20 protein-coding genes are annotated in these 18,960 nt (G+C 71.0%); 4 read left to right on the top strand and 16 right to left on the bottom strand.

The genetic code is table 11. The features are described from left to right. Positions 1–85: 85 nt before the first annotated feature. From H2041_RS15300 to H2041_RS15245, 12 genes are all read right to left on the bottom strand, one after another. Entirely contained in the window at positions 86–1,474 is a 1,389-nt protein-coding gene (locus H2041_RS15300; protein WP_293414107.1) for a S41 family peptidase, read from the bottom strand. 70 nt (positions 1,475–1,544) lie between these two features. Next, positions 1,545–2,471 carry a peptidoglycan DD-metalloendopeptidase family protein gene (locus H2041_RS15295; protein ID WP_293414105.1) on the bottom strand — a complete coding sequence of 309 codons (927 nt, stop codon included), beginning with the start codon at positions 2,469–2,471 and terminating at the stop codon, positions 1,545–1,547. After that, positions 2,464–2,928, bottom strand: coding sequence for a 23S rRNA (pseudouridine(1915)-N(3))-methyltransferase RlmH (gene rlmH, locus H2041_RS15290; protein WP_293414103.1), 465 nt, complete (start codon positions 2,926–2,928; stop codon positions 2,464–2,466). Before rlmH ends, H2041_RS15295 begins: the two co-directional genes overlap by 8 nt. Before the next feature lie 9 nt (positions 2,929–2,937). After that, positions 2,938–3,384 carry a ribosome silencing factor gene (gene rsfS / locus H2041_RS15285; RefSeq protein WP_293414101.1) on the bottom strand — a complete coding sequence of 149 codons (447 nt, stop codon included), beginning with the start codon at positions 3,382–3,384 and terminating at the stop codon, positions 2,938–2,940. 52 nt (positions 3,385–3,436) lie between these two features. After that, positions 3,437–4,096 (bottom strand): nicotinate-nucleotide adenylyltransferase, encoded by a 660-nt coding sequence (locus H2041_RS15280; protein ID WP_293414179.1) that lies wholly within the window; start codon positions 4,094–4,096, stop codon positions 3,437–3,439. A 14-nt stretch (positions 4,097–4,110) separates the two neighbouring features. Further along, the gene (locus H2041_RS15275) at positions 4,111–5,646 is read right to left on the bottom strand and encodes an aldehyde dehydrogenase family protein (RefSeq protein ID WP_293414099.1); all 1,536 of its coding nucleotides are present in this window, start codon (positions 5,644–5,646) and stop codon (positions 4,111–4,113) included. A 118-nt stretch (positions 5,647–5,764) separates the two neighbouring features. Beyond that, positions 5,765–6,904 carry a glutamate 5-kinase gene (gene proB / locus H2041_RS15270; protein WP_293414178.1) on the bottom strand — a complete coding sequence of 380 codons (1,140 nt, stop codon included), beginning with the start codon at positions 6,902–6,904 and terminating at the stop codon, positions 5,765–5,767. Then, the gene (gene obgE, locus H2041_RS15265) at positions 6,892–7,938 is read right to left on the bottom strand and encodes a GTPase ObgE (protein ID WP_293414098.1); all 1,047 of its coding nucleotides are present in this window, start codon (positions 7,936–7,938) and stop codon (positions 6,892–6,894) included. The genes proB and obgE overlap by 13 nt, the downstream gene beginning before the upstream one ends. A 64-nt stretch (positions 7,939–8,002) precedes the next feature. Beyond that, positions 8,003–8,533, bottom strand: a complete 531-nt coding sequence (locus H2041_RS15260) for a GNAT family N-acetyltransferase (protein ID WP_293414096.1) — start codon at positions 8,531–8,533, stop codon at positions 8,003–8,005. A 140-nt stretch (positions 8,534–8,673) separates the two neighbouring features. Further along, positions 8,674–8,946: a 50S ribosomal protein L27 gene (rpmA, locus tag H2041_RS15255; protein WP_293414094.1), complete on the bottom strand. Its 273-nt coding sequence runs from the start codon at positions 8,944–8,946 to the stop codon at positions 8,674–8,676. Positions 8,947–8,974: 28 nt separating this feature from the next. Beyond that, positions 8,975–9,571: a 50S ribosomal protein L21 gene (gene rplU, locus H2041_RS15250; protein ID WP_293414092.1), complete on the bottom strand. Its 597-nt coding sequence runs from the start codon at positions 9,569–9,571 to the stop codon at positions 8,975–8,977. 71 nt (positions 9,572–9,642) lie between these two features. Next, positions 9,643–10,587, bottom strand: coding sequence for a cation diffusion facilitator family transporter (locus tag H2041_RS15245; RefSeq protein WP_293414090.1), 945 nt, complete (start codon positions 10,585–10,587; stop codon positions 9,643–9,645). Between the two features lie 177 nt (positions 10,588–10,764). On the opposite strand from H2041_RS15245, the gene H2041_RS15240 reads away from it, so the two are divergent. Continuing rightward, on the top strand, positions 10,765–11,826 hold the full coding sequence (locus H2041_RS15240) for a GTP-binding protein (protein WP_293414088.1): 1,062 nt from the start codon (positions 10,765–10,767) through the stop codon (positions 11,824–11,826). A 127-nt stretch (positions 11,827–11,953) separates the two neighbouring features. Here H2041_RS15240 and H2041_RS15235 read toward each other — a convergent pair whose 3' ends face one another. Next, positions 11,954–12,385, bottom strand: coding sequence for a biopolymer transporter ExbD (locus H2041_RS15235; RefSeq protein ID WP_293414086.1), 432 nt, complete (start codon positions 12,383–12,385; stop codon positions 11,954–11,956). A 216-nt stretch (positions 12,386–12,601) separates the two neighbouring features. Here H2041_RS15235 and H2041_RS15230 point away from each other — a divergent pair, with 216 nt between their 5' ends. Continuing rightward, entirely contained in the window at positions 12,602–13,582 is a 981-nt protein-coding gene (locus H2041_RS15230) for a WD40 repeat domain-containing protein (protein ID WP_293414084.1), read from the top strand. 150 nt (positions 13,583–13,732) lie between these two features. Here H2041_RS15230 and H2041_RS15225 read toward each other — a convergent pair whose 3' ends face one another. Continuing rightward, positions 13,733–14,398, bottom strand: coding sequence for a nitroreductase (locus H2041_RS15225; RefSeq protein WP_293414082.1), 666 nt, complete (start codon positions 14,396–14,398; stop codon positions 13,733–13,735). Between the two features lie 195 nt (positions 14,399–14,593). Here H2041_RS15225 and mtgA point away from each other — a divergent pair, with 195 nt between their 5' ends. Both mtgA and ald read left to right on the top strand, forming a co-directional pair. Continuing rightward, on the top strand, positions 14,594–15,247 hold the full coding sequence (gene mtgA / locus H2041_RS15220) for a monofunctional biosynthetic peptidoglycan transglycosylase (protein WP_293414177.1): 654 nt from the start codon (positions 14,594–14,596) through the stop codon (positions 15,245–15,247). A 64-nt stretch (positions 15,248–15,311) separates the two neighbouring features. Further along, on the top strand, positions 15,312–16,421 hold the full coding sequence (gene ald / locus H2041_RS15215) for an alanine dehydrogenase (protein WP_293414080.1): 1,110 nt from the start codon (positions 15,312–15,314) through the stop codon (positions 16,419–16,421). On the opposite strand, the gene H2041_RS15210 is transcribed toward ald, so the two are convergent. Further along, positions 16,406–17,338: a LysR family transcriptional regulator gene (locus H2041_RS15210; protein ID WP_293414078.1), complete on the bottom strand. Its 933-nt coding sequence runs from the start codon at positions 17,336–17,338 to the stop codon at positions 16,406–16,408. The genes ald and H2041_RS15210 overlap by 16 nt on opposite strands. An 80-nt stretch (positions 17,339–17,418) precedes the next feature. Further along, positions 17,419–18,939: an MFS transporter gene (locus H2041_RS15205; RefSeq protein WP_293414077.1), complete on the bottom strand. Its 1,521-nt coding sequence runs from the start codon at positions 18,937–18,939 to the stop codon at positions 17,419–17,421. Between the last annotated feature and the right edge of the window lie 21 nt (positions 18,940–18,960).

Raw genomic sequence — 18,960 nt, 5'->3', positions numbered from 1 at the left:
AGACTCGGCCAACAGGGTTAACGAAGGCCTTAATGGGCGGCTTCGGCGCCCCCTTGCAAGAGGGCGCCGCGCAAGACGGCGCTCGTCAGTTCGGCTTGGCGGGCGCGGCGGCCACCTTGTCCTTCACGCCGATCACCTCGGCCAGGCGGGCCTGCGGCTTGGGCAGCTTGGGCGTGGCCGCCACGGAGCCGTACTTCAGCACGTCCTGGGCGCGGACGAGCTGGAAGTCCTTGGCCTCGTCGAAGTCCTCCGGCGGCGCTTCGGCCGGTTCGTGAGCCCCGCGGCGTTTGAGCCCTTCGGAGGCGTTCAGCGCGTTGCGCAGCGAGGCCTCGCTGAACTGGAAGGCGCGGTTGGCGATGGCCTGGGCCTCGTCGCGGGTCGAGGCCACCTCCAGGTCCGGCTCGATGCCGGTCTGCTGAATGGAGCGCCCCGCCGGCGTGTAGTAGCGCGCCGTGGTCAGCTTCAGCGCGCCGTCCATGCCGCCCCGAAGCGGGATGACCGTCTGCACCGAACCCTTGCCGAAGGAGGTCAGGCCGACCAGCTCGGCCCGCTTGCGATCCTGCAGGGCGCCGGCCACGATCTCCGCCGCCGAGGCCGATCCCGTATTGATCAGGACCACCATGGGCAGGCCCTCGGCGATGTCGCCGGGCCGGGCGTTGTAGCGTTCCACGTCGCGCGCGTCGCGGCCGCGCTGGGAGACGATCTCGCCGTTCTCCAGGAACAGGTCGGAGACGCCGACCGCCTGGTCGAGCAGGCCGCCGGGATTGTTGCGCAGATCGAGGATAAGGCCCTTCATGTCCGGGTTCTTGGCGCGCAGGGCGCCGAAGGCCTGTTCGGCCTCCTCGGTCGTGCGTTCGTTGAAGGCCGAGACGCGCAGATAGCCGTAGTCGCCCTCCATCCGCGCCACGGCGGACTTGGGCTTGATCACTTCGCGCACGATCTCGACGTCGAAGGGATCGCTCTTCTCGCGCGCGATGCTCAGGGTCACCGCCTCGCCGGGCTTGCCGCGCATCTGCTTGACCGCGTCGGAGACGGTCATGCCCAGCACGCTCTCGCCGTTGACGGCGGTGATGTAGTCGCCGGCCTTGACGCCCGCGCGCGCGGCCGGGGTGTCGTCCATGGGCGAGATCACCTTGACCACGCCGTCTTCGCTGGTCACCTCGATGCCCAGCCCGCCGTACTCGCCGCGCGTCTGGTCGCGCATCTCGTCGAAGCTCTCGGGGTTCAGATAGCCCGAGTGCGGGTCGAGCGAGGTCAGCATGCCGTCAATGGCGGACTCGATCAGCTTGGTCTCGTCGATCTCGGTGACGTACTGCCGCTCGACCGTGTCCAGCACGTCGCCGAACAGTTCGAGCATGCGGTAGGTCTGGGCCCGCGGCTGCTGAGCCGAGGCCTGGGCCTGCTGGCTCACATAGGCCATGGACCCCGCCCCGAGGACGAAGGCCGCCGCGCCGATCATCAGATACTTCTTCATAGGCCCAGCCTGAGGCTCCCTTTGCGGCGATTTTGCGCCGCCTGTGCGTTGCCGCCCCCGCAAGGTGGGATCACCCCGCTTCGGTCTTCAGCCAGCGGGAAGGATCCACCGGAACCCCCTTCTCACGGACCTCCAGATAGAGCTCCGAGGGAGAGTTTCCACCATCGGCCATCCATCCGACAGGCGCACCCGCCGCGACCGATTGTCCGACATCCACCGTGGCCCGATCGAGGCCCGCCAGCACCAGATGGTATCCACCGCTCATCCTTAATATCAAGATGACGCCCCAGCCGCGCACCGGGCCGACGTACTGGACGAGGCCGGCGCCTGGACTTTGCACACGGGCGCCGCGGGCGGTGAGGATGGTCAGCCCCTGCGACCTGGCCGAGCCGTGCAGGGCCTCGCCGAAGCGATGGGTCACCGGACCTTCGGCCGGCGAAACCAGGCTGTCGGGCGGGCTCAAGGGGCCCTCGAAGAGCTGCTCGGCGCCCGACGCGGCATAACCCCGCAGGGCCGCGCCGTCGGGATCGACGGCCTGCGGCGTGGGGCGTTCGTCGGCCCGCTCGCTCTCGGCGGTGAAGAGGGTCTCGTTGGCGACGGCGGCGAGCCGCCGCTGGCGGGCGATGTCCGTGGCCTCGGCGGCATAGGCCTGGGCGCGGCGCTGCAGCTCCGGGGCCATGGCCTTGACCAGGATGGCGGCGCGGACCGCGTCGCGCGCGTCGTCGGGCCGCACCAGCAGGGCCGGCGGCGGGTCGCGCTTGAACTGCTGAAGAACCGACAGCAGGCGGGCGAGCTGGTTGGTGTTGCGCCCCCGCTCGGCGTTCAGGGCCTGCTCGCGGGCGTTCAGCGCCGAAAGCTTGGCCGCGTCGTCCGGCGCGGCGGCCCTGACCGCGGCGGCTGAGACCAGGACAGCCGAGACCAGGGCGGCCAGGCCGGCCAGCCCGGCCGCAAAGGCCGCCGGGCGCGGCCGACGGGATCGATGGGGGGCCTCAGTCACGATGATAGGGGCTTCCGGCCAGAATGGTGACGGCGCGATAGACCTGCTCGGCCAGCATGGCGCGCACCAGGGCGTGGGGCCAGGTCTGCGGCCCGAAGGCGATGCGGCCCTGCGCCTCCGCCATCAGGCCGGGGTCGAGCCCGTCGGCCCCGCCGATCACCAGGACCAGCCGGCGGACGCCGTCGTCCCGCAGGCGCGCGACCTCCGCGGCGAAGTCGCGCGATGGCAGGGCCCGGCCGCGTTCGTCGCAGACCAGGACGTGAGCGTCCTTGAAATGGGGGCGGAGCGCTTCCGCCTCTCCGGCCTTGCCGGTCTTGCGGCCCTCGACCTCGACCACCTCGACGGGGCCCAGACCCAGAGCGCGCCCGGCGGCGGTGGCGCGCTCCACATAGAGCTTCACCAGTTCGGTCTCGGGCGAGCGGGGCAGGCGCCCCACCGCCAGGATCGTCACGCGCAAGCGGCCTCGTCAGGAGGCGGCGACCGCGTGGCCCGAGGCGTCCACCGACCAGATCTTCTCGATATTGTAGAAGGACCGCACTTCCGGGCGGAACAGGTGGACGATCACGTCGCCGGTGTCGATCAGGACCCAGTCGCAGTGGGGCAGGCCCTCGACGCGGGCCCGGCCATAGCCGTGCTCCTTCAGCGTCCGCAGCAGGTGGTCGGCGATGGCGCCGACATGCCGTTGCGACCGCCCGGAGGCGACGATCAGCCCGTCGGCGACGGAGCTCTTGCCCTTCAGGTCGATGACCACGACGTCCTGCGCCTGGTCGTCGTCGAGCTGGGTCAGGATCAGGTCTTCCAGGGCCGCGATGCGACTCTGGGGGTCTTGGGAGGCGGCGGCAGGTCCGGCGCTCTCCTGCGCGCGCTGCGCGGCGTCACTCTTCAGCGGGAAACTCCTCTTAGGCCCTCGCAAGGCCGCACCCTATCACGATCGCGACCGGCGGTCAGCGGCCTTGCGCAGGGTCCTAGAGTCCGGATCGCCGCATGCGTTCGCGCAGCGCCGTCGAGGACTGGAAGTTGAGCGGTCCGCGCAGGAAGACCCAGGCCGGCGGGGCGCGGTCGGCCAGGGTGCGCGCCTGGCTGGACGGAAGCCGATAGCGCGCGAAACGGCGGGCCGCCGGGGAGGATCGGCTCTTCAGCGAGATCCAGGGGCGCGAGACCACGGCCACCGGCGCTTCGCGCATGATCTGCGTCCAGCCGCGCCAGCGATGGAAGGTGGCCAGGCTGTCGGCCCCCATGATCCAGACGAACTTCACGCCGGGATGGCGCGCCTTGAGGGTGCGGATGGTGTCGATGGTGTAGGGCGAGCCCAGCCGGGTCTCGGCGTCGGAGACCTTCATGCCGTTCTGGCGGGCGAAGGCCCGCGCGCCGGCCAGCCGTTCGGAGAGGGGCGCCGTCTCGTGGTTCGACTTCAGCGGATTCTGCGGCGAGACGAGCCAGACGACGAGGTCCAGCCCCAGACGCCGCCGCGCGGTCTCGGCCACATGGGCGTGACCTTCGTGGGCCGGATTGAAGGAGCCGCCGAAGAGGCCGACCTTCATGCCGGGGGTGAGTTTGAACCCCAGCCGCAGGGCCGCCGGCCGCCCGGCGGCGGGCAGGCGGCGGGCGGGGCCGGCGAACCACATGGGCAAGGGCTTGCTCAGCTCTGGCGCGCCGGGGTCGCAACCCCGCCGCGGTCGAGGTGGGGGTCGGCCTGCCGCACCCGGGCGCGCAGGGTGAAGACGCCGTCGCCGGCCAGCACGCCGCCGCGGGCGAACAGCCGGCCGAACTCCCAGTTGGACAGGCCCAGCTCCGGCTTGTTGAGCGCGTACTGGCCGTCCACCCAGCGCGTGAAGCCGTCGCCGACGAAGGGGGCGTTGACCGCCTGATAGAAGCGCTCGTGGGCGGCTGCGTCGGCGCTGATCAGGCAGGCGACGAACTGAGGGCTGTGGCGGTTGAAGAGCTCGGCGGCGTGGTCAAGGTCGGACACCACCTTCAGGGTCACTTCCGGCGTGGCTTCCCACTCCCATTCGCGGCCAAGCTCGGCCTCGGGCAGGATTTCGACCTTCGGCTCCTCCACGTCGCCTTCGGCCCGGCGCGCCAGGATGCGGGCCCCGCGCCAGTCGGCGGGCAGGCGGGCCTCGTCCCCCTCGACCACGTGCAGCTTGCAGCCGTGGCCGCGCCGCTCGCCCGCCCGCTCCAGGGCTTCGAGGAAGACGGGGATCAGCCGCTCGGCGGCGCCCTGCGTCACGCAGAAGGTGTTCAGGGTGTTGCAGACCTTGCGGTCCAGCGAATGGAAGACGGCGGCGAACAGGCGCGCAGGCTCGGCGCTCTCGTCGGCCGCCATCCAGGCGCCGCCCGTGCCGTGCAGGCTGACCGGCACCCCGGCCTGGCGGGCGATGCCGCCCAGCTGGGCGACGGCCGGGCCCGAGCCGCGCGCGACGGCGAGACCCAGCCGGGCGTCGGAGAACATGGCCCAGCCGGCGGCGTGGGCGGCGGAATCCACCAGGACCGCAGCGCCCTCGGGCAGGCCGGATTCGGCGATGGCGGGATCGAGCGCGTGCGCGACGATGGCCCGGGCCGTGCCGAGCGCGTCGGAGCCGATGCGGAAGACGACGGTGTTGCCGGCCCGAAGCACGCCGGTGGCGTCGGCGAAGACGTTGGGCCGCCCCTCGAAGACGAAGGCCACCACGCCCAGGGGCGCGGTCACCTGCTCGACGCGCCAGCCCTCGTGGGCGACGGCCTCGACCACCCGGCCCCGGGCGGGCTGGGCGGCGCCCCAGGCGCGCAGGCCGGCGATCATGTCGGCCCGCATCGGGTCGGAGACCTCCAGCCGGGTGGTCGAACGGCCCCGCGCGCGGGCGCTTTCCACGTCGCGGGCGTTGGCCTCAGCGATCGCCGTCCAGACGGCGTCGTCGGCGAGCCTCGCCGCGAAGGCCTCGAAGAAGGCGCTGATCTGATCGTCGGAGACGGCGCCCATGCGGGCGAAGGCGGCCTGGGCCCGGTCCACCGCGGCCGTGGCGACGGCGTGTTCGGCGGCCGGAACGTGCAGCAGGTCGCCGGAGTCCTGCAGGACCAGCAGCCGGTCGCCGGGGCGGAAGCGGGCGGCGAGCGCCTCGCTGACGACGGCGATCCTGTCGCCGCCATAGATGACGGTCATGCCGGGGGCGAGCGCCGTCAGACGATCGCTGCGCACGCCGCCCTGGCTTCGGCCCGCCCCATCCATGATCCGTGTCCGTCCCTTATGCTCAAGACGAGCCTTACCTAGGCCCCTTTCCGGGCGCGGGCAAATGCCGCGCGCGCCTTCAGGCCGCTCAGGCCCGGGCCGGCGGGGCCAGCACGGCGAGGTCGTCGGCGTGGATCACCGGTCCGGAGGTGTAGCCCAGCACGCCCTCGATGGCGTCCGAGCGCCGGCCGCAGATGCGCTCGGCCTCGGCCGCGTCATAGCGCGACAGGCCGCGGGCGATCTCCAGCCCGTCCTGGGTGCGGACCACGACCGCATCGCCCTTGCCGAACCGCCCCTCTACGGCGCGCACGCCGGCCGCCAGCAGGCTCTTGCCCTGCCGCAGCGCCGCGGCCGCCCCGTCGTCGACGATCAGGGCGCCGGCCGGGGCCAGGGTTCCGGCGATCCAGGCCTTGTAGGCCGCGCCGGGCGTGGCGGCGGATTCGATCAGGGTCGCCTTTTCGCCGGCCTCGACGGCGCCCAGCGGCGCGGGGCGCTTGCCGAGCGTGATGAGGGTCGCGCAGCCGGCCGACTGGGCGATGCGCGCGGCCGCCAGCTTGGTGGCCATGCCGCCGGTCCCGACGCCGGCGCCGGCGTTGGCGCCGCCGGCCATCGCTTCGATCTGCGGCGTCAGTTCGGTCAGGTGCGGGATATGGCTGGCGGCGGGATCACGCCGCGGGTCGGCGGTGTAGAGGCCGTCGATATCCGACAGCAGGACCAGCACGTCGGCGCCGATCATCTGGGCGACGCGCGCCGCCAGGCGGTCGTTGTCGCCGTAGCGGATCTCCTCGGTCACCACCGTGTCGTTCTCGTTGACCACGGGCGCGACGCCCAGGTCCAGGAGGGTCTCCACCGTGGCGCGCGCGTTCAGCCAGCGGCGGCGGACCTCGGTGTCGTCGCGGGTCAGCAGGATCTGGGCGGCCGACAGGGCGTGCGGCTCCAGCGCCTCCTCCCAGGCGCGCATGAGGGCCGACTGGCCGGCGGCCGCGGCGGCCTGCTTCTCCGGCAGGGTCAGGGCCCGCTTGGGAAGGGACAGCCGCCGACGCCCCAGCGCCACGGCGCCGGAGGAGACGATCAGCACCTGCTGTCCGCGGGCGCGCAGGCGGGCGAGGTCGGCGGCGAGCGCCCCCAGCCAGGCGCGGTCGGGGGTCCCGTCGGCGCCGACCAGCAGGGCCGAGCCGACCTTGATGACGATGCGCCGGGCGTTGGCGAGCACGCTCACGGCGTCCAGCCCTCGGGCGCGGGACCCTCGGCCTCGGCCTTCTCCGCGGCCCGCCGTTCACGAACCTGGTTCCAGGCCGCCCGCAGCACCTCGGTGACGTTCTGGCCCGAGACGCCGGAGATCAGGCGCGGTTCGGTTCCGCAGACGGCCTTCAGTTCGGCGGCCCGCTCGGTGCGCGTCGCCTCGTCCAGGGCGTCGATCTTGTTCAGCGCCACGATCTCGGGCTTGTCGGTCAGGCCCGCCCCATAGGCCTCCAGCTCCTGGCGCACGGTCGTATAGGCGCCGGCCACATCCTCCTGCGTCCCGTCGACCAGGTGGATCAGCACCGCGGTGCGCTCCACATGGCCGAGGAAGCGGGTGCCCAGGCCCGCGCCTTCCGAGGCGCCTTCGATCAGGCCGGGAATGTCGGCGATGACGAAGCGCTCGTTGGGCGACAGGTCGACGACGCCCAGGTTCGGCGCCAGCGTCGTGAAGGGGTAGTCGGCGATCTTCGGCTTGGCCGCCGAGACCGCCGCCAGGAAGGTCGACTTGCCGGCGTTGGGCAGGCCCACCAGCCCCACATCGGCGATCAGCTTCAGGCGCAGCCAGATGGCGCGCTCCTCGCCCGGCTGGCCGGGATTGGCGTGGCGCGGCGCCTGGTTGACCGGTCCCTTGAACCGGTCGTTGCCCCAGCCGCCGTTGCCGCCCTTGAGCAGCAGGATGCGCTGGCCCGCATGGTCGAGGTCGGCGATCAGGGTCTCCTTGTCCTCGTCCAGCACCTCGGTGCCCACGGGGACCTTGAGCACCACGTCCTCGCCGGCCGCGCCGTGGCGGTTGCGGCCCATGCCGTGCTCGCCGGTGCCGGCCTTGAAGTGCTGCTGGTAGCGGTAGTCGATCAGGGTGTTCAGCCCGTCCACCGCCTCGATCCAGACATCGCCGCCGCGGCCGCCGTCGCCGCCGTCGGGGCCGCCATATTCGATATACTTCTCCCGCCGGAACGAGACCGCCCCGCCGCCGCCGTTGCCCGAGCGGATGTAGATCTTGCACTGGTCGAGGAATTTCATCGGCGTTCCAGGGGCTTGGGCCCGCCGCGCCTTCCGGGCGGCGGGGCCTCGCAATAACACAAATCTAGGCGAGCCAGACCATCATGCGGGTCGGCGCGGGCTCGCCCCGCGCCAGGGAATGGAGCGGCACGACGTCTCCCGTATAGAGGAAGCCCGTCTTGCACAGCACGTTTCCCGAGGCCGGATTGTCCACGAAGTGGCCGGCCATGACATAGCGCCGCCTCCAGCCTTCGCTGGCCCAGACCAGAGCGGCGTCGGCGGCCTCGGTGGCCAGGCCCTGGCCCCAGTAGGGACGGCCGAGCCAGTAGCCCATCTCGGTCCGGCCGGCCTCGTTGGGATGGAAGCCCACCATGCCGATCAGGCCCTCGCCCTCCCGCTCGAGCGCAAAGACGCGTTCGCGGGCGGCGTCCTTCCGGCCGCAGCGGCCGAGGAAGTCCTCGGCGTCGGAGAGGCCGTAGGGGTGCGGCATGCGCGTGGTCATGCGCGCCACGCCCGGGTCGTTGGCCAGCTGCGCCAGCCGGGGCGCATCGTCGGGACCCGGCGCCCGCAGCCGCAGCCGGGCCGTCGAGATGACGGGATCGTCGAGAGTGCTCATCCTTCCCTCCCGGGCCCTCTCCCGGAGCCCATCGGAAAACGAAAACGGGGAGTCCGGCGGCCGGACTCCCCGTTCGGAGTTTTCCTGTCCGGTCCGCCTCAGGTGATGGGAGGCGGAACCGGTCTCAAGGAGGGTTCCGCCTATTCGGCGCTCGCCCCCTCGGCCTGGACCACCGTGACGTAGGTACGGTCGTCGCGCTTGGTGACGAACTTCACCGCGCCGGCCTCGAGAGCGAAGAGGGTATGGTCCTTGCCCATGCCCACATTGTCGCCCGGCCAGTACTTGGTGCCGCGCTGGCGCACGAGGATGTTGCCGGCGAGCACAGCTTCGCCGCCGAACTTCTTTACGCCGAGACGGCGGCCGGCCGAGTCGCGACCGTTGCGCGAGGAGCCGCCGGATTTCTTGTGAGCCATGGTGCTCTCCTAGACCTTGTGGGCCGCCTTATTCGGCGTCCGATTCCTTCTTGGCCGCGGCCTTCTTGGGCGCAGCCTTCTTCTCGCCGGCTTCAGCCTTCGGGGCGGCGGCCTTCTTCGGCGCGGCCGTCTTGGCTTCCGCAGCCGGAGCCTCGTCGGCCTCGGCCTTGGGGGCGGCGGCCTTCTTCGGCGCCGCCTTGGCGGGCTTGGCCTCGACCGGAGCAGGCTCGGCCAGCTTCAGGTTCCGTGCGCGGGCGTCGAGCACGGCCTTGGGCGTCAGGTCGACCTCGCCGTCCCACTTGTCGGTCTTGCCGGCGCCGGCCACGGCGGTGACGCGCAGCACGCTTTCGAGCTGGCGATGACCGCGGGTCCGGCGATAGCCCTGGCGGCGGATCTTCTTGAAGATCTTAACCTTCTCGCCCTTGCGGGTTTCGATGAGGGTCGCCGAGACCGACGCGCCGTCCACGAGGGGCGCGCCCAGGGTCACGGAGTCGCCGTCGCCCACCATAAGGACGTCGCCGAACGCGACATCGGCGCCCGGCTCGCCGTCCAGCTTTTCCACCACGAGCAGGTCGCCCGGTTGGACCCGGTACTGTTTGCCGCCGGTCTTGATCACCGCGTACATAGGTTCGCGCCTTGGACTTAATGCAAAAAGGATTACGCCCGCGAGATGGCCCGCGGGCGAGAGCCGCGGACTTATACAGACGCGGACTTGCGAGTCAACGCGTCGGCGGGGATTTCCCTGTCCCTATGAGGCGCTTCGGGCCGCACCTCAAGCGTGACGTGGCTCAGGCCCGGCAGGTCGGCGAGGGCGGCCCGGTAGTGCGCCGCGGGGCGGCCGGCCTCGTCGCGGACCACGGCGATGGCGGCGTGGTGCCCGGGCCCCAGCCGCCACAGGTGAAGGTCGGCCACATGCCCGCCCGCCGCCTCCAGCCGCGCGCCGATCTCCGCGGCCAGCCGGGGATTGGGCGACATGTCGAGCAGGACCGCGCCCGAGCGCCGCGCCAGGCCCCAGGCGAAGCGGGCGACGAGGACTGCGCCCAGGGCGCCGGCCAGCGGATCGGCCCAGGTCCAGCCCAGGTGCTCCCCGGCCAGAAGGCCGGCGATGGTCAGGACGGAGACGGCGACGTCGGCGGCCAGGTGCAGGTGGGCGGCCGAGAGGTTCAGGTCGCCGTCCTCGGCGGCCTCCTGCGGCGCCTCCGCCGGCCGCAGCAGCCACATGCAGAGAAGATTGATGGCCAGGACCGAGACCGCCACCGGGGTCGCGCCGTGGAAGTCGGCGGTCTCCGGCTGCGTCAGCCGCATGACGCTCTCGCCCGCCAGGACCGCGGCGGTGATGGCCAGGGCCACCGCATTGGTGAAGGCCGCCAGATAGCCGATCTTGCCGGTGCCGAAGGCGAACCGGCCATCCTTGGCGTAACGGCGCGCCAGAAGATAGGCGAGGCCGGCGATGGTCAGGGCGGCGACATGGGCGGCCATGTGCACCCCGCCGGCCAGCAGGGCGATGGAGTTGAAGGCCAGGCCGCCCAGGATCTGCACCAGGAAGGTGACGGCGCAGATGCCCGCCGCCAGCCAGGCGCGGCGCTCGTTGCGGCCGTGATGGGCGCCCAGATAGGTGCGGTCGACGCGGAAGGCGTCCATCGCGGGCTCGGGCGGGCGGTCCTGGTCCTGGGGCGGCAAGCGGGGCATTCCGGTGACGACGCCCGGTGGGCGGGCGGATGTTATTCTATAACAGTCGTCCGGGCGTCAAGCGGCCGAACGACGATCGTCGCGCACAGGCCTGTTCCCACCGGCCCTGGCAGTGACTAGATGAGAGCCATGACCGACAAGACCCCCGTGACCGTGCTGACCGGCTATCTCGGCGCCGGCAAGACCACGCTCCTCAACCGGATCCTCAGCGAGGATCACGGCAAGCGCTACGCCGTCATCGTCAACGAGTTCGGCGAGGTGGGCATCGACAACGACCTCATCGTCGGCGCCGACGAAGAAGTCTTCGAGATGAACAATGGCTGCGTCTGCTGCACGGTGCGCGGCGACCTGATCCGCGTCGTCTCCGGCCTGATGAAGCGCAAGGGCAAGTTCGACGCCATCATCGTCGAGACGACGGGCCTGGCCGATCCCGGCCCCGTGGCCCAGACCTTCTTCGTCGACGACGACGTCCGCGCCAAGGCGCAGCTCGATTCGGTCACCACCGTGGTCGACGCCAAGCACCTGCCCCTGCGCCTGGCCGACAGCCACGAGGCGGTGGAGCAGATCGCCTTCGCCGACCAGATCATCCTGAACAAGACCGACCTCGTCACTGAAGGCGAACTCGCCTCGGTCGAGGCCCAGATCCGTCGGATCAACCCGCTGGCGCCGATCCATCGCGCGCAGCGGTCGAACGTGCCGCTGGACCAGGTGCTCGGCCGCGGCAGCTTCGATCTCGCCCGGATCAACGAGATCGATCCGGCGTTCCTCAATCCGGCCCATGGCGAACCGGGCCACGTGCACGACGAGACTTGCGACCATGACCATCATCACGATCACGGCGATCACGATCATCACCACCACGGCCATGATCATCCGCACGACCACGTCGCCGCAGCCGGCATACGCGGCGTCTCGCTCACGCTCGACCGGCCGCTGAACGGGACCAAGGTCACCCACTGGCTGAACGAGGTGCTGCAGGCGCAGGGGCCGGACATCCTGCGCGCCAAGGGCATTCTCGACATCGCCGGCGAGGACCGCCGCCTGGTGTTCCAGGCCGTCCACATGATCCTGGAGGGCGACTTCCAGCGCGACTGGCGCGAGGACGAGAAGCGCTTCAGCCGCATGGTCTTCATCGGCCGGAACCTGGACGAGGCGGAGCTCAAGGCCGGCTTCGAGGCCTGCGCGGCCTGAGGCGGCGCCCGTCCTTCGAGGCGCCCTGCGCGAACGGGGCCGCGAAGGACGAGGGCGGTCGCAGACAGCAAAACGCCCGCCGGAAAACCGACGGGCGTTTCAGGTTTCAGGCCTGGTCCGAAAGAGATCAGATCTCTTCGTTGATCAGCGCGACCAGGAAGTAGCCGTCCGTCTGCAGCTGGTTCATGACCGCCATGAACTCGCCGTACTTCACGGTGCGGTCGGCGCGGACATAGACGCGCTCTTCCGTCGGGACCGGCACGGCCAGCTCGCGGGCCAGGTCGGCGCCCAGGCTGGCGAGCGTGGTCGGGGTCTCGCCGATGTAGAGGTCGCCGCCCTGCTGCACGTTGATCAGGACGGGCTCTTCCACCACGGTGCCGGGCGGCGGCGGGATCGCCGGCGGCAGGTCGAGCTTGATCGACACGGTCGCGGCCGGGATCGACACCATGAAGATGATCAGGAGCACCAGCATCACGTCGACGAAGGGCGTGACGTTGATGTCGCTGTTCTGGCCGAGATCGAACCTCGACCCCCCTCCGCCGGACAGCTTCGCCGCCATATGAAATTCCTTCCCTTTGGGCCGCGCCCACGCGGCCTTCCGTTTCGGCATGACCATTCGCTTGTGGAAAGCGGCTTGTAAAGCCTCAACACGCCAGGGAAGCGCCGCAGCAGGCTCTCGCCCGCGCCCAGGCGCCCCTGGCGGCGCAGTCGCCGCTGCAAATCGCGGCGCCGCTTTGCGCTGTGAAGACCGGCGTTCGGCGGTTATTGCAGCAAAATGCCCTACGCCTTCGACGCCTATGTCACCGCCGCCCTGTTCTCCAAGTCCCCCCAGGGCCCGCTCCAGGCCGCCTTCGCCCTCGGCGACGGAACGGTCCGCTTCGAATCGGGAGAGGTCGTCGAGGCCCATGACGGCGCCGTGCTCTGCGCCGCGCCGCATCCGTCGGGCGAGGGGATCGTCACGGGCGGCGACGACGGCCGTGTCGTCTGGTCGCGTCCCTCGGGCGCGGAGGAGATCGCCAGCCTGCGGGGCAAGTGGATCGATGCCGTCGCCGCCAGCGCCGAATCGAAGCTCATCGCCTTTTCCGCCGGCCGCGAAGTTCATGTCCGCGACGCCGCCGACCCCGCCTTCGCCCGCACCTTCGCCCACGAGAAGTCGGTGGCCGAGCTCGCCTTCGACCCCAAGGGCCGCCGCCTGGCCGTGGCCACCTATAACGGCGCCTGGCTGTGGTTCGCCCGCATCGCCGAGCAGAAGCCGACCATCCTGGAATGGGCGGGCAGCCACATCGCCCTGGTCTGGAGCCCCGACGGCAAGTTCCTGATGTCCTCCATGCAGGAGAACCAGCTGCACGGCTGGCGCGTGGCCGACGAGAAGAACATGCGCATGGGCGGCTATCCGGCCAAGGTGAAGAGCCTGGTCTTCCTCTCCAAGGGCCAGATGATGGCCACCTCGGGCGCGCAAGGGGTGGTGATCTGGCCCTTCGGCGGCTCCACCGGGCCCATGGGCAAGCAGGCCGCCGAGGTCGGCTTCGACGCCTCCACCCTCGTCTCCCGCGTCGCCGCGCCGCCGACCGGACAGCGCGTCGCCGCCGGCCTGGAGGACGGCCGGGTCTGGGTCTGCGACCTGGCCGGCCAGAAGATCGAGATGCTCAAGGCCGAGAAGGGCCCGCCGATCACCGCCCTTTCCATCACCCCGGACGGCAAGCGCGTGGCCTGGGGCGACGAGGACGGCGCCGCCGGCATGGCCGAGGCGCCCTGAGGCTTTAGCGCCGCAGGCGCGCCTTTAAAGAGGCGACACGAAGGACACAAAGGATCGCAAAGGACACGAAGGGGAGCGGCTTCGCCCTTGGTGCTCTTCGCCTTCTTTGTGCCCTTTGTGACCCTTCTTCTGCTCGCGCTGCGCGCGGGATCAGTCCTCGAAGCCGCGCATCTCGGCCCAGGCTTCGAAGGGGTCGCGGCGGGTGCGCAGGGTGTTGATGGGCGCGGCCTCGTCCGCATAGCCGAGCGCCATGCCGGAGAAGATCATGTGGTCCTGCGGCAGGTTCAGCGTCTCGGCCAGGGTCTGCGGATAGCGGGCCCAGTATTCCTGGGCGCAGGTGGACAGGCCCCGTTCGGTCGCCAGCAGCATCACCGTCTGCATGTACATGCCCACGTCCGACCACTGCGGCGGGCCGACCTTGCGGTCGAGGCTGAAGAAGAGGCCGACCGGGGCCCCGAACAGCTCGCCGTTCTTGGCGAGCTGCGCCAGGCGGGCGGCCTTGTCCTCGCGCGGGATGCCGATGGTGGCGTAGAGGTCCTCGCCGCACTGGAACCGCCGGGTGCGGAAGGGCTCCCAGAGGTTGGGCGGATAGACGTCGTACTCCGGCGTCTCGCCGAAGGGACTGGCCCGCACCTTCGCCTTGAGCGCCTCGAGCGGCGCGCCGGCCAGCGCGTGGACGCGCCAGGGCTGAAGGTTGCCGCCGGAGGGGGCGCGCGCGGCGGCCTCCAGAATCTCGCGCACCAGGGCGCCGGAAACGGGGTCGGGCTTGAAGGCGCGGATGGAAACCCGCTGCGCCACGGCTTGCGTCACATTCATGGAGCTTGGCCTTTGCGTCTTGTCCGCCGATCTTTCCATCGCTAGCAGCCGCGCCTAGGGTCAAGGCAAGGACGGCCGAGCGTGAGCGACACTCCACCTTCAGAGGACGAACGCCAGGAGGCTGCGGCCGACGCCGCGCCCGAGGCCCCCGAGCGCCGGGGCGGAGCCTTCGGGCGGTTCGTCCGCACGCTCCTGATCCTCGGGCTGCTGATCGGCTTCGTCGGGCCGGTGTTCAGCGTCGCGGTCTATCGCTTCGTGCCGCCGCCCATCACCTTCCTGATGGTGCAGCGCCTGTTCGAGGGCCAGGGCCTGCGCCGCGAGTGGCGGTCGATCGACACGATGTCGCCCAACCTGGTGCGCTCGGTGATCGCGGCCGAGGACGCCAACTTCTGCAGCCATCACGGCTTCGACCTCGAGGCGATCCGCAAGGCCATGGCCCACAACGAGCAGTCCTCGCGCGTTCGGGGCGGCTCCACCATCAGCCAGCAGACGGCCAAGAACGTCTTCCTCTGGCCCGACCGCTCCTATGTCCGCAAAGGGCTGGAGGCCTATTTCACCGTCCTGATCGAGGTGATGTGGGGCAAGCGGCGGATCATGGAGGTCTATCTGAACTCCATCGAGTTCGGCCCGGGGATCTATGGGGCCGAGGCCGCCGCCAAGGCCAATTTCGGCCGCAGCGCCGACGATCTCACCTCGCAGCAGGCCGCCCGGCTGGCGGCCGTCCTCCCCAGCCCCCTGCGCTACAAGGCCGATCGGCCCGGTCCCTACGTCCGGCGGCGCGCCGGGCGGATCCAGGCGGCGGCCGGAACCGTTCGTCGCGACGGACTGGCGGCCTGCGTGCTGGGTTGACGAAACAAGGTTCTGCCCGCAGACCTCATTCCGACTGCAACAAAATGCCCCGTGGGAGGGACACATGCGCGTCGGCGTGCCTCGCGAGATCAAGCCCAACGAACATCGTGTCGGTCTGCCGCCCACCGCGGTGCGCGAATATGTGGCCCATGGCCACGAGGTGATCGTCGAGGCCGGCGCCGGCGAGGGCGCAGGCTTCACCGACGATCTCTACGAACGGGCCGGCGCGACGATCGCCCCGGACGCCGCGGCCGTCTTCGAGCAGGCGAAGATGATCGTGAAGGTGAAGGAGCCGCAGGCCGCCGAATGGGCGAGGCTCACCCCCGACCACATCCTCTTCACCTATCTCCACCTGGCGCCGGACCCGGCCCAGACGGAGGGCCTGCTGGCCTCGGGCTGCGCGGCCATCGCCTATGAAACCGTGACCGACCGCGCCGGCGGGCTGCCGCTGCTGGCGCCCATGTCGGAGGTGGCCGGGCGCATCGCCGTCTTCTCGGCCGGGGAGACCCTGCTGAAGCACAACGGCGGCATGGGCCTGCTGCTCTCGGGCGTGCCTGGCGTGCGGCCGGCGCGCATCTGCGTCCTGGGCGGCGGCGTCGTCGGCATGAACGCCGCGCGCATGGCCGCCGGCCTGGGCGCCGAGGTGGTGGTGCTGGAGCGCTCCATCCCGCGCATGCGGGAGCTGGACGACATGTTCCTGGGACGCATCCTCACCCGCTACTCCACCCTCGATGCGGTGGAGGAGGAGGTGATCAAGGCCGACGTGGTGGTGGGCGCGGTGCTGACCGCCGGCGCCGCCGCGCCGAAGCTGGTCAAGCGCGAGCACCTGGCCCGCATGAAGCCCGGCTCGGTGCTGGTGGACGTCTCCATCGACCAGGGCGGATGCTTCGAAACCTCGCGCCCCACCACCCACGCCGATCCGACCTATGTGGTGGACGGCGTCGTCCACTACTGCGTGGCCAACATGCCGGGCGCGGCGCCGCGCACCTCGTCCGAAGCCCTGGTCCACGCCACCCTGCCCTTCGGCCTGGCGCTCGCCGACAAGGGGCTGGACGCGCTGAAGGCCGACCCGCACCTGGCCAGGGGCCTCAACGTCCTTGCCGGCCAGATCACCCACCCGGCGGTGGCCGAGGCGCTGGGCAAGCCCTTCGCCGATCCCTACGGCGTCTGGTGACCGCTTAAGGCGGCGGTCGAACCTCTCGGATCGACATAGGCCGCCAGGCCCTTGGCCAGATGGTCGAACATAAGCCGCATGCGCCGGGTGGTCCGCAGGCCCTCCAGCATGCAGAGCCACATTTCCATCTCGATGCAGAAGCGGTCGGGCAGCACCGGCTGCAGGCCGTAGCGCTCCGCCAGGCCGGAATGGCAGGCGCCGATGCCAAGGCCCGCGCGCACGGCGGCCAGCTGACCCACCTGGCTGTCGGTGCGGATGCTGAACATGTCGCGCGTGATCGGCCGGCCCAGATCCACCCGTCCCTGGATTTTGGGCGTGTCGCTGTCGAAGCCGATGATGACGTGGTCGTCGATCTCCTCGACCGAGCAGGGCCGGCCCCGGCGTGCCACGTACTCCGGCGCCGCATAGAGGTTCAGCCGCATCAGCCCGATCTTGCGCGCCACCAGGGTGTTCTGGGTCGGCCGGGCCATGCGTATGGCGATGTCGGCGTCACGGCGCGTCAGGTCGGCCAGCTGGTTGGACAGGATCAGCTCGATCTCGATCTGCGGGTGCTTGGCCTGAAAGTCCGCCAGGATGGGCGGCAGGATTTCGCAGCCGATCACCTCGCTGGCCGTCAGGCGCACCACGCCGCCGTCCTGGTCGGCGGCGCCGGCCACGTCGCGCAGGGCGGCCGCGGCGGCCGCGGCCATGTCCTCCAGCCGAGGCGCGAGCTCCAGCGCCAGCTCTGTCGGCTGCAGCCCGCGGGGCGAACGGAGGAAGAGGGGCGAGCCCAGCTTCTGCTCCAGCGCCTCGATATGGCGGCCCAGCGTCGGCTGGGTCAGGCCGCGCGCCCGGGCGGCGGCGGACAGGCTGCCGGTCTGAAGGACGGCGTGGAGGCTCTGGAACAGATCCCAGTCGGCGGCGGAATAGGACGGCATGACCACAGGATGATGGGGTCTCGACCTTCGCCGCACAATGTTCGGCGAAGCTTCCCTTACGTCAGCCGCCCGCGGCCAGGCTAGGCGGGCTCGGCGGCGGCCTCGGCCAGCGCCTGCTGCTCGGCTTCCCGCTCCGGCCGCCGCCGGCGGCGGCGCTCCATCAGCCGGCCGGCCGGGAAGGCCTGCATGGTGCGCAGGCCGGCCACGGGCGAGAGGTTGGCGACCACCCGCCTGGCCTCGCTCATCACCTGGTGGACCATCTCCATCTGCTCGATCTCGCCGGCCTCGCGCACCAGGGTCAGGCGGTGGATGGCGTAGAGGCCGAGCAGGGCCGACAGCAGGAAGTAGAAGTCCCAGTTGTTGAAGGCCCAGTGGAGCACGTCCACGTCCGCGCCGGGCTGCGACCAGCGGATCAGCAGCTGCAGCTCCCGGGCGGCGAAGAAGTCGGCGAAGAGGCCGCCCAGGATCGGCGCGGAGGCCGCCGCCAGGGAGGTGATCAGGGTGTTGGCGGCGATATAGGCCGTCGCGGCCCCGCGCGGGGCGAGCTTCAGCGCGATATTGACCGTGGCCAGGCCCGTGCCCGCCGCCGCCGCCCCGAAGGCCACGTGGAGGGCGATCAGATAGGCCGCCTGCAGCTGGCGGTCGTCGATCTGGGAGGTGAGCGCCGTGGCGGCGATGCAGATGATGTAGGCCGGGGCCGCCACGTGCAGCACCGACTTGTTGGAGAAGGCGTCCGACAGCCGGCCCCAGATGCGCAGCACGGCGATGTTGGCCACCTGGCTGACCGCGCTCAGCACGATCACGAAGGTGATGGGGTAGTTGAGCTGGGTGACGAAATAGACGGTGAAGAAGGGGCTCGCCAGGTTCACCGCGAACTGCCAGCTGGACAGGAAGAAGATCAGACGGCGGAAGTTCTCGTCGCGCAGCGGCGCGCGCAGCAGGCGCAGCAGGCTGACGCCGGGCGCCGGCGGCGGCATGGCCGGTTCGGGCGTGCGCAGCAGGGCGGCCACGCTGATCATGCCCAGCACGAAGGCGACGCCGAAGAAGCCGGCGAAGACGATCCCCCGCTCGGCCTCGGCGACCCGGTCGAGAGAGAGGCCCGACAGGACCGTGACCGTCAGGGTGACGGCGGTGGCCACCACGGTGCGCCGGGCGGTGAAGGCGCCCAGCCGCTCCTCCGGGATCAGGTCGCGCACCCAGGAATTCCAGGCGCAGCTCGTCACCGCGCCGAGCGAACCGATCAGGAGCTGGGTGACGACCAGCGCCGTCAGGCTCCAGCCGCTGTGGGGCAGGAGGGCGATCGCGGCCATGATCGGCAGGTTGAGCCGGGCGCAGAAGGCGGCCGTGGCGGCGATGACGCGCCGGCGGCGCAGCTTCTCCACCAGCGGAACGGCCGGCGCCTGGATCAGCTGGGTCAGGAAGGGCAGGGCGGCCAGCAGGCCGATGACCGAGTTCGAGGCGCCCAGATAGAGGGCGAAGGCGGCCAGGACGATGCCCGAGGTGACCGCCGTCACCGCCGTGGCGGCCGCCGAATCCACCATCATCAAGGCGGTGGCGCGGTCGAGCTCCTTCTCGTCCTGCGGCTCCGTCTCGACACTCATTGCGCCCTGGCCCTCCCCGGC

It is taken from the genome of Phenylobacterium sp., assembly GCF_013911965.1.
Lineage (GTDB): Bacteria > Pseudomonadota > Alphaproteobacteria > Caulobacterales > Caulobacteraceae > Phenylobacterium.
Note: the sequence above shows the minus strand (reverse complement) of the source record. Positions and strands in the feature narration are given on the sequence as shown.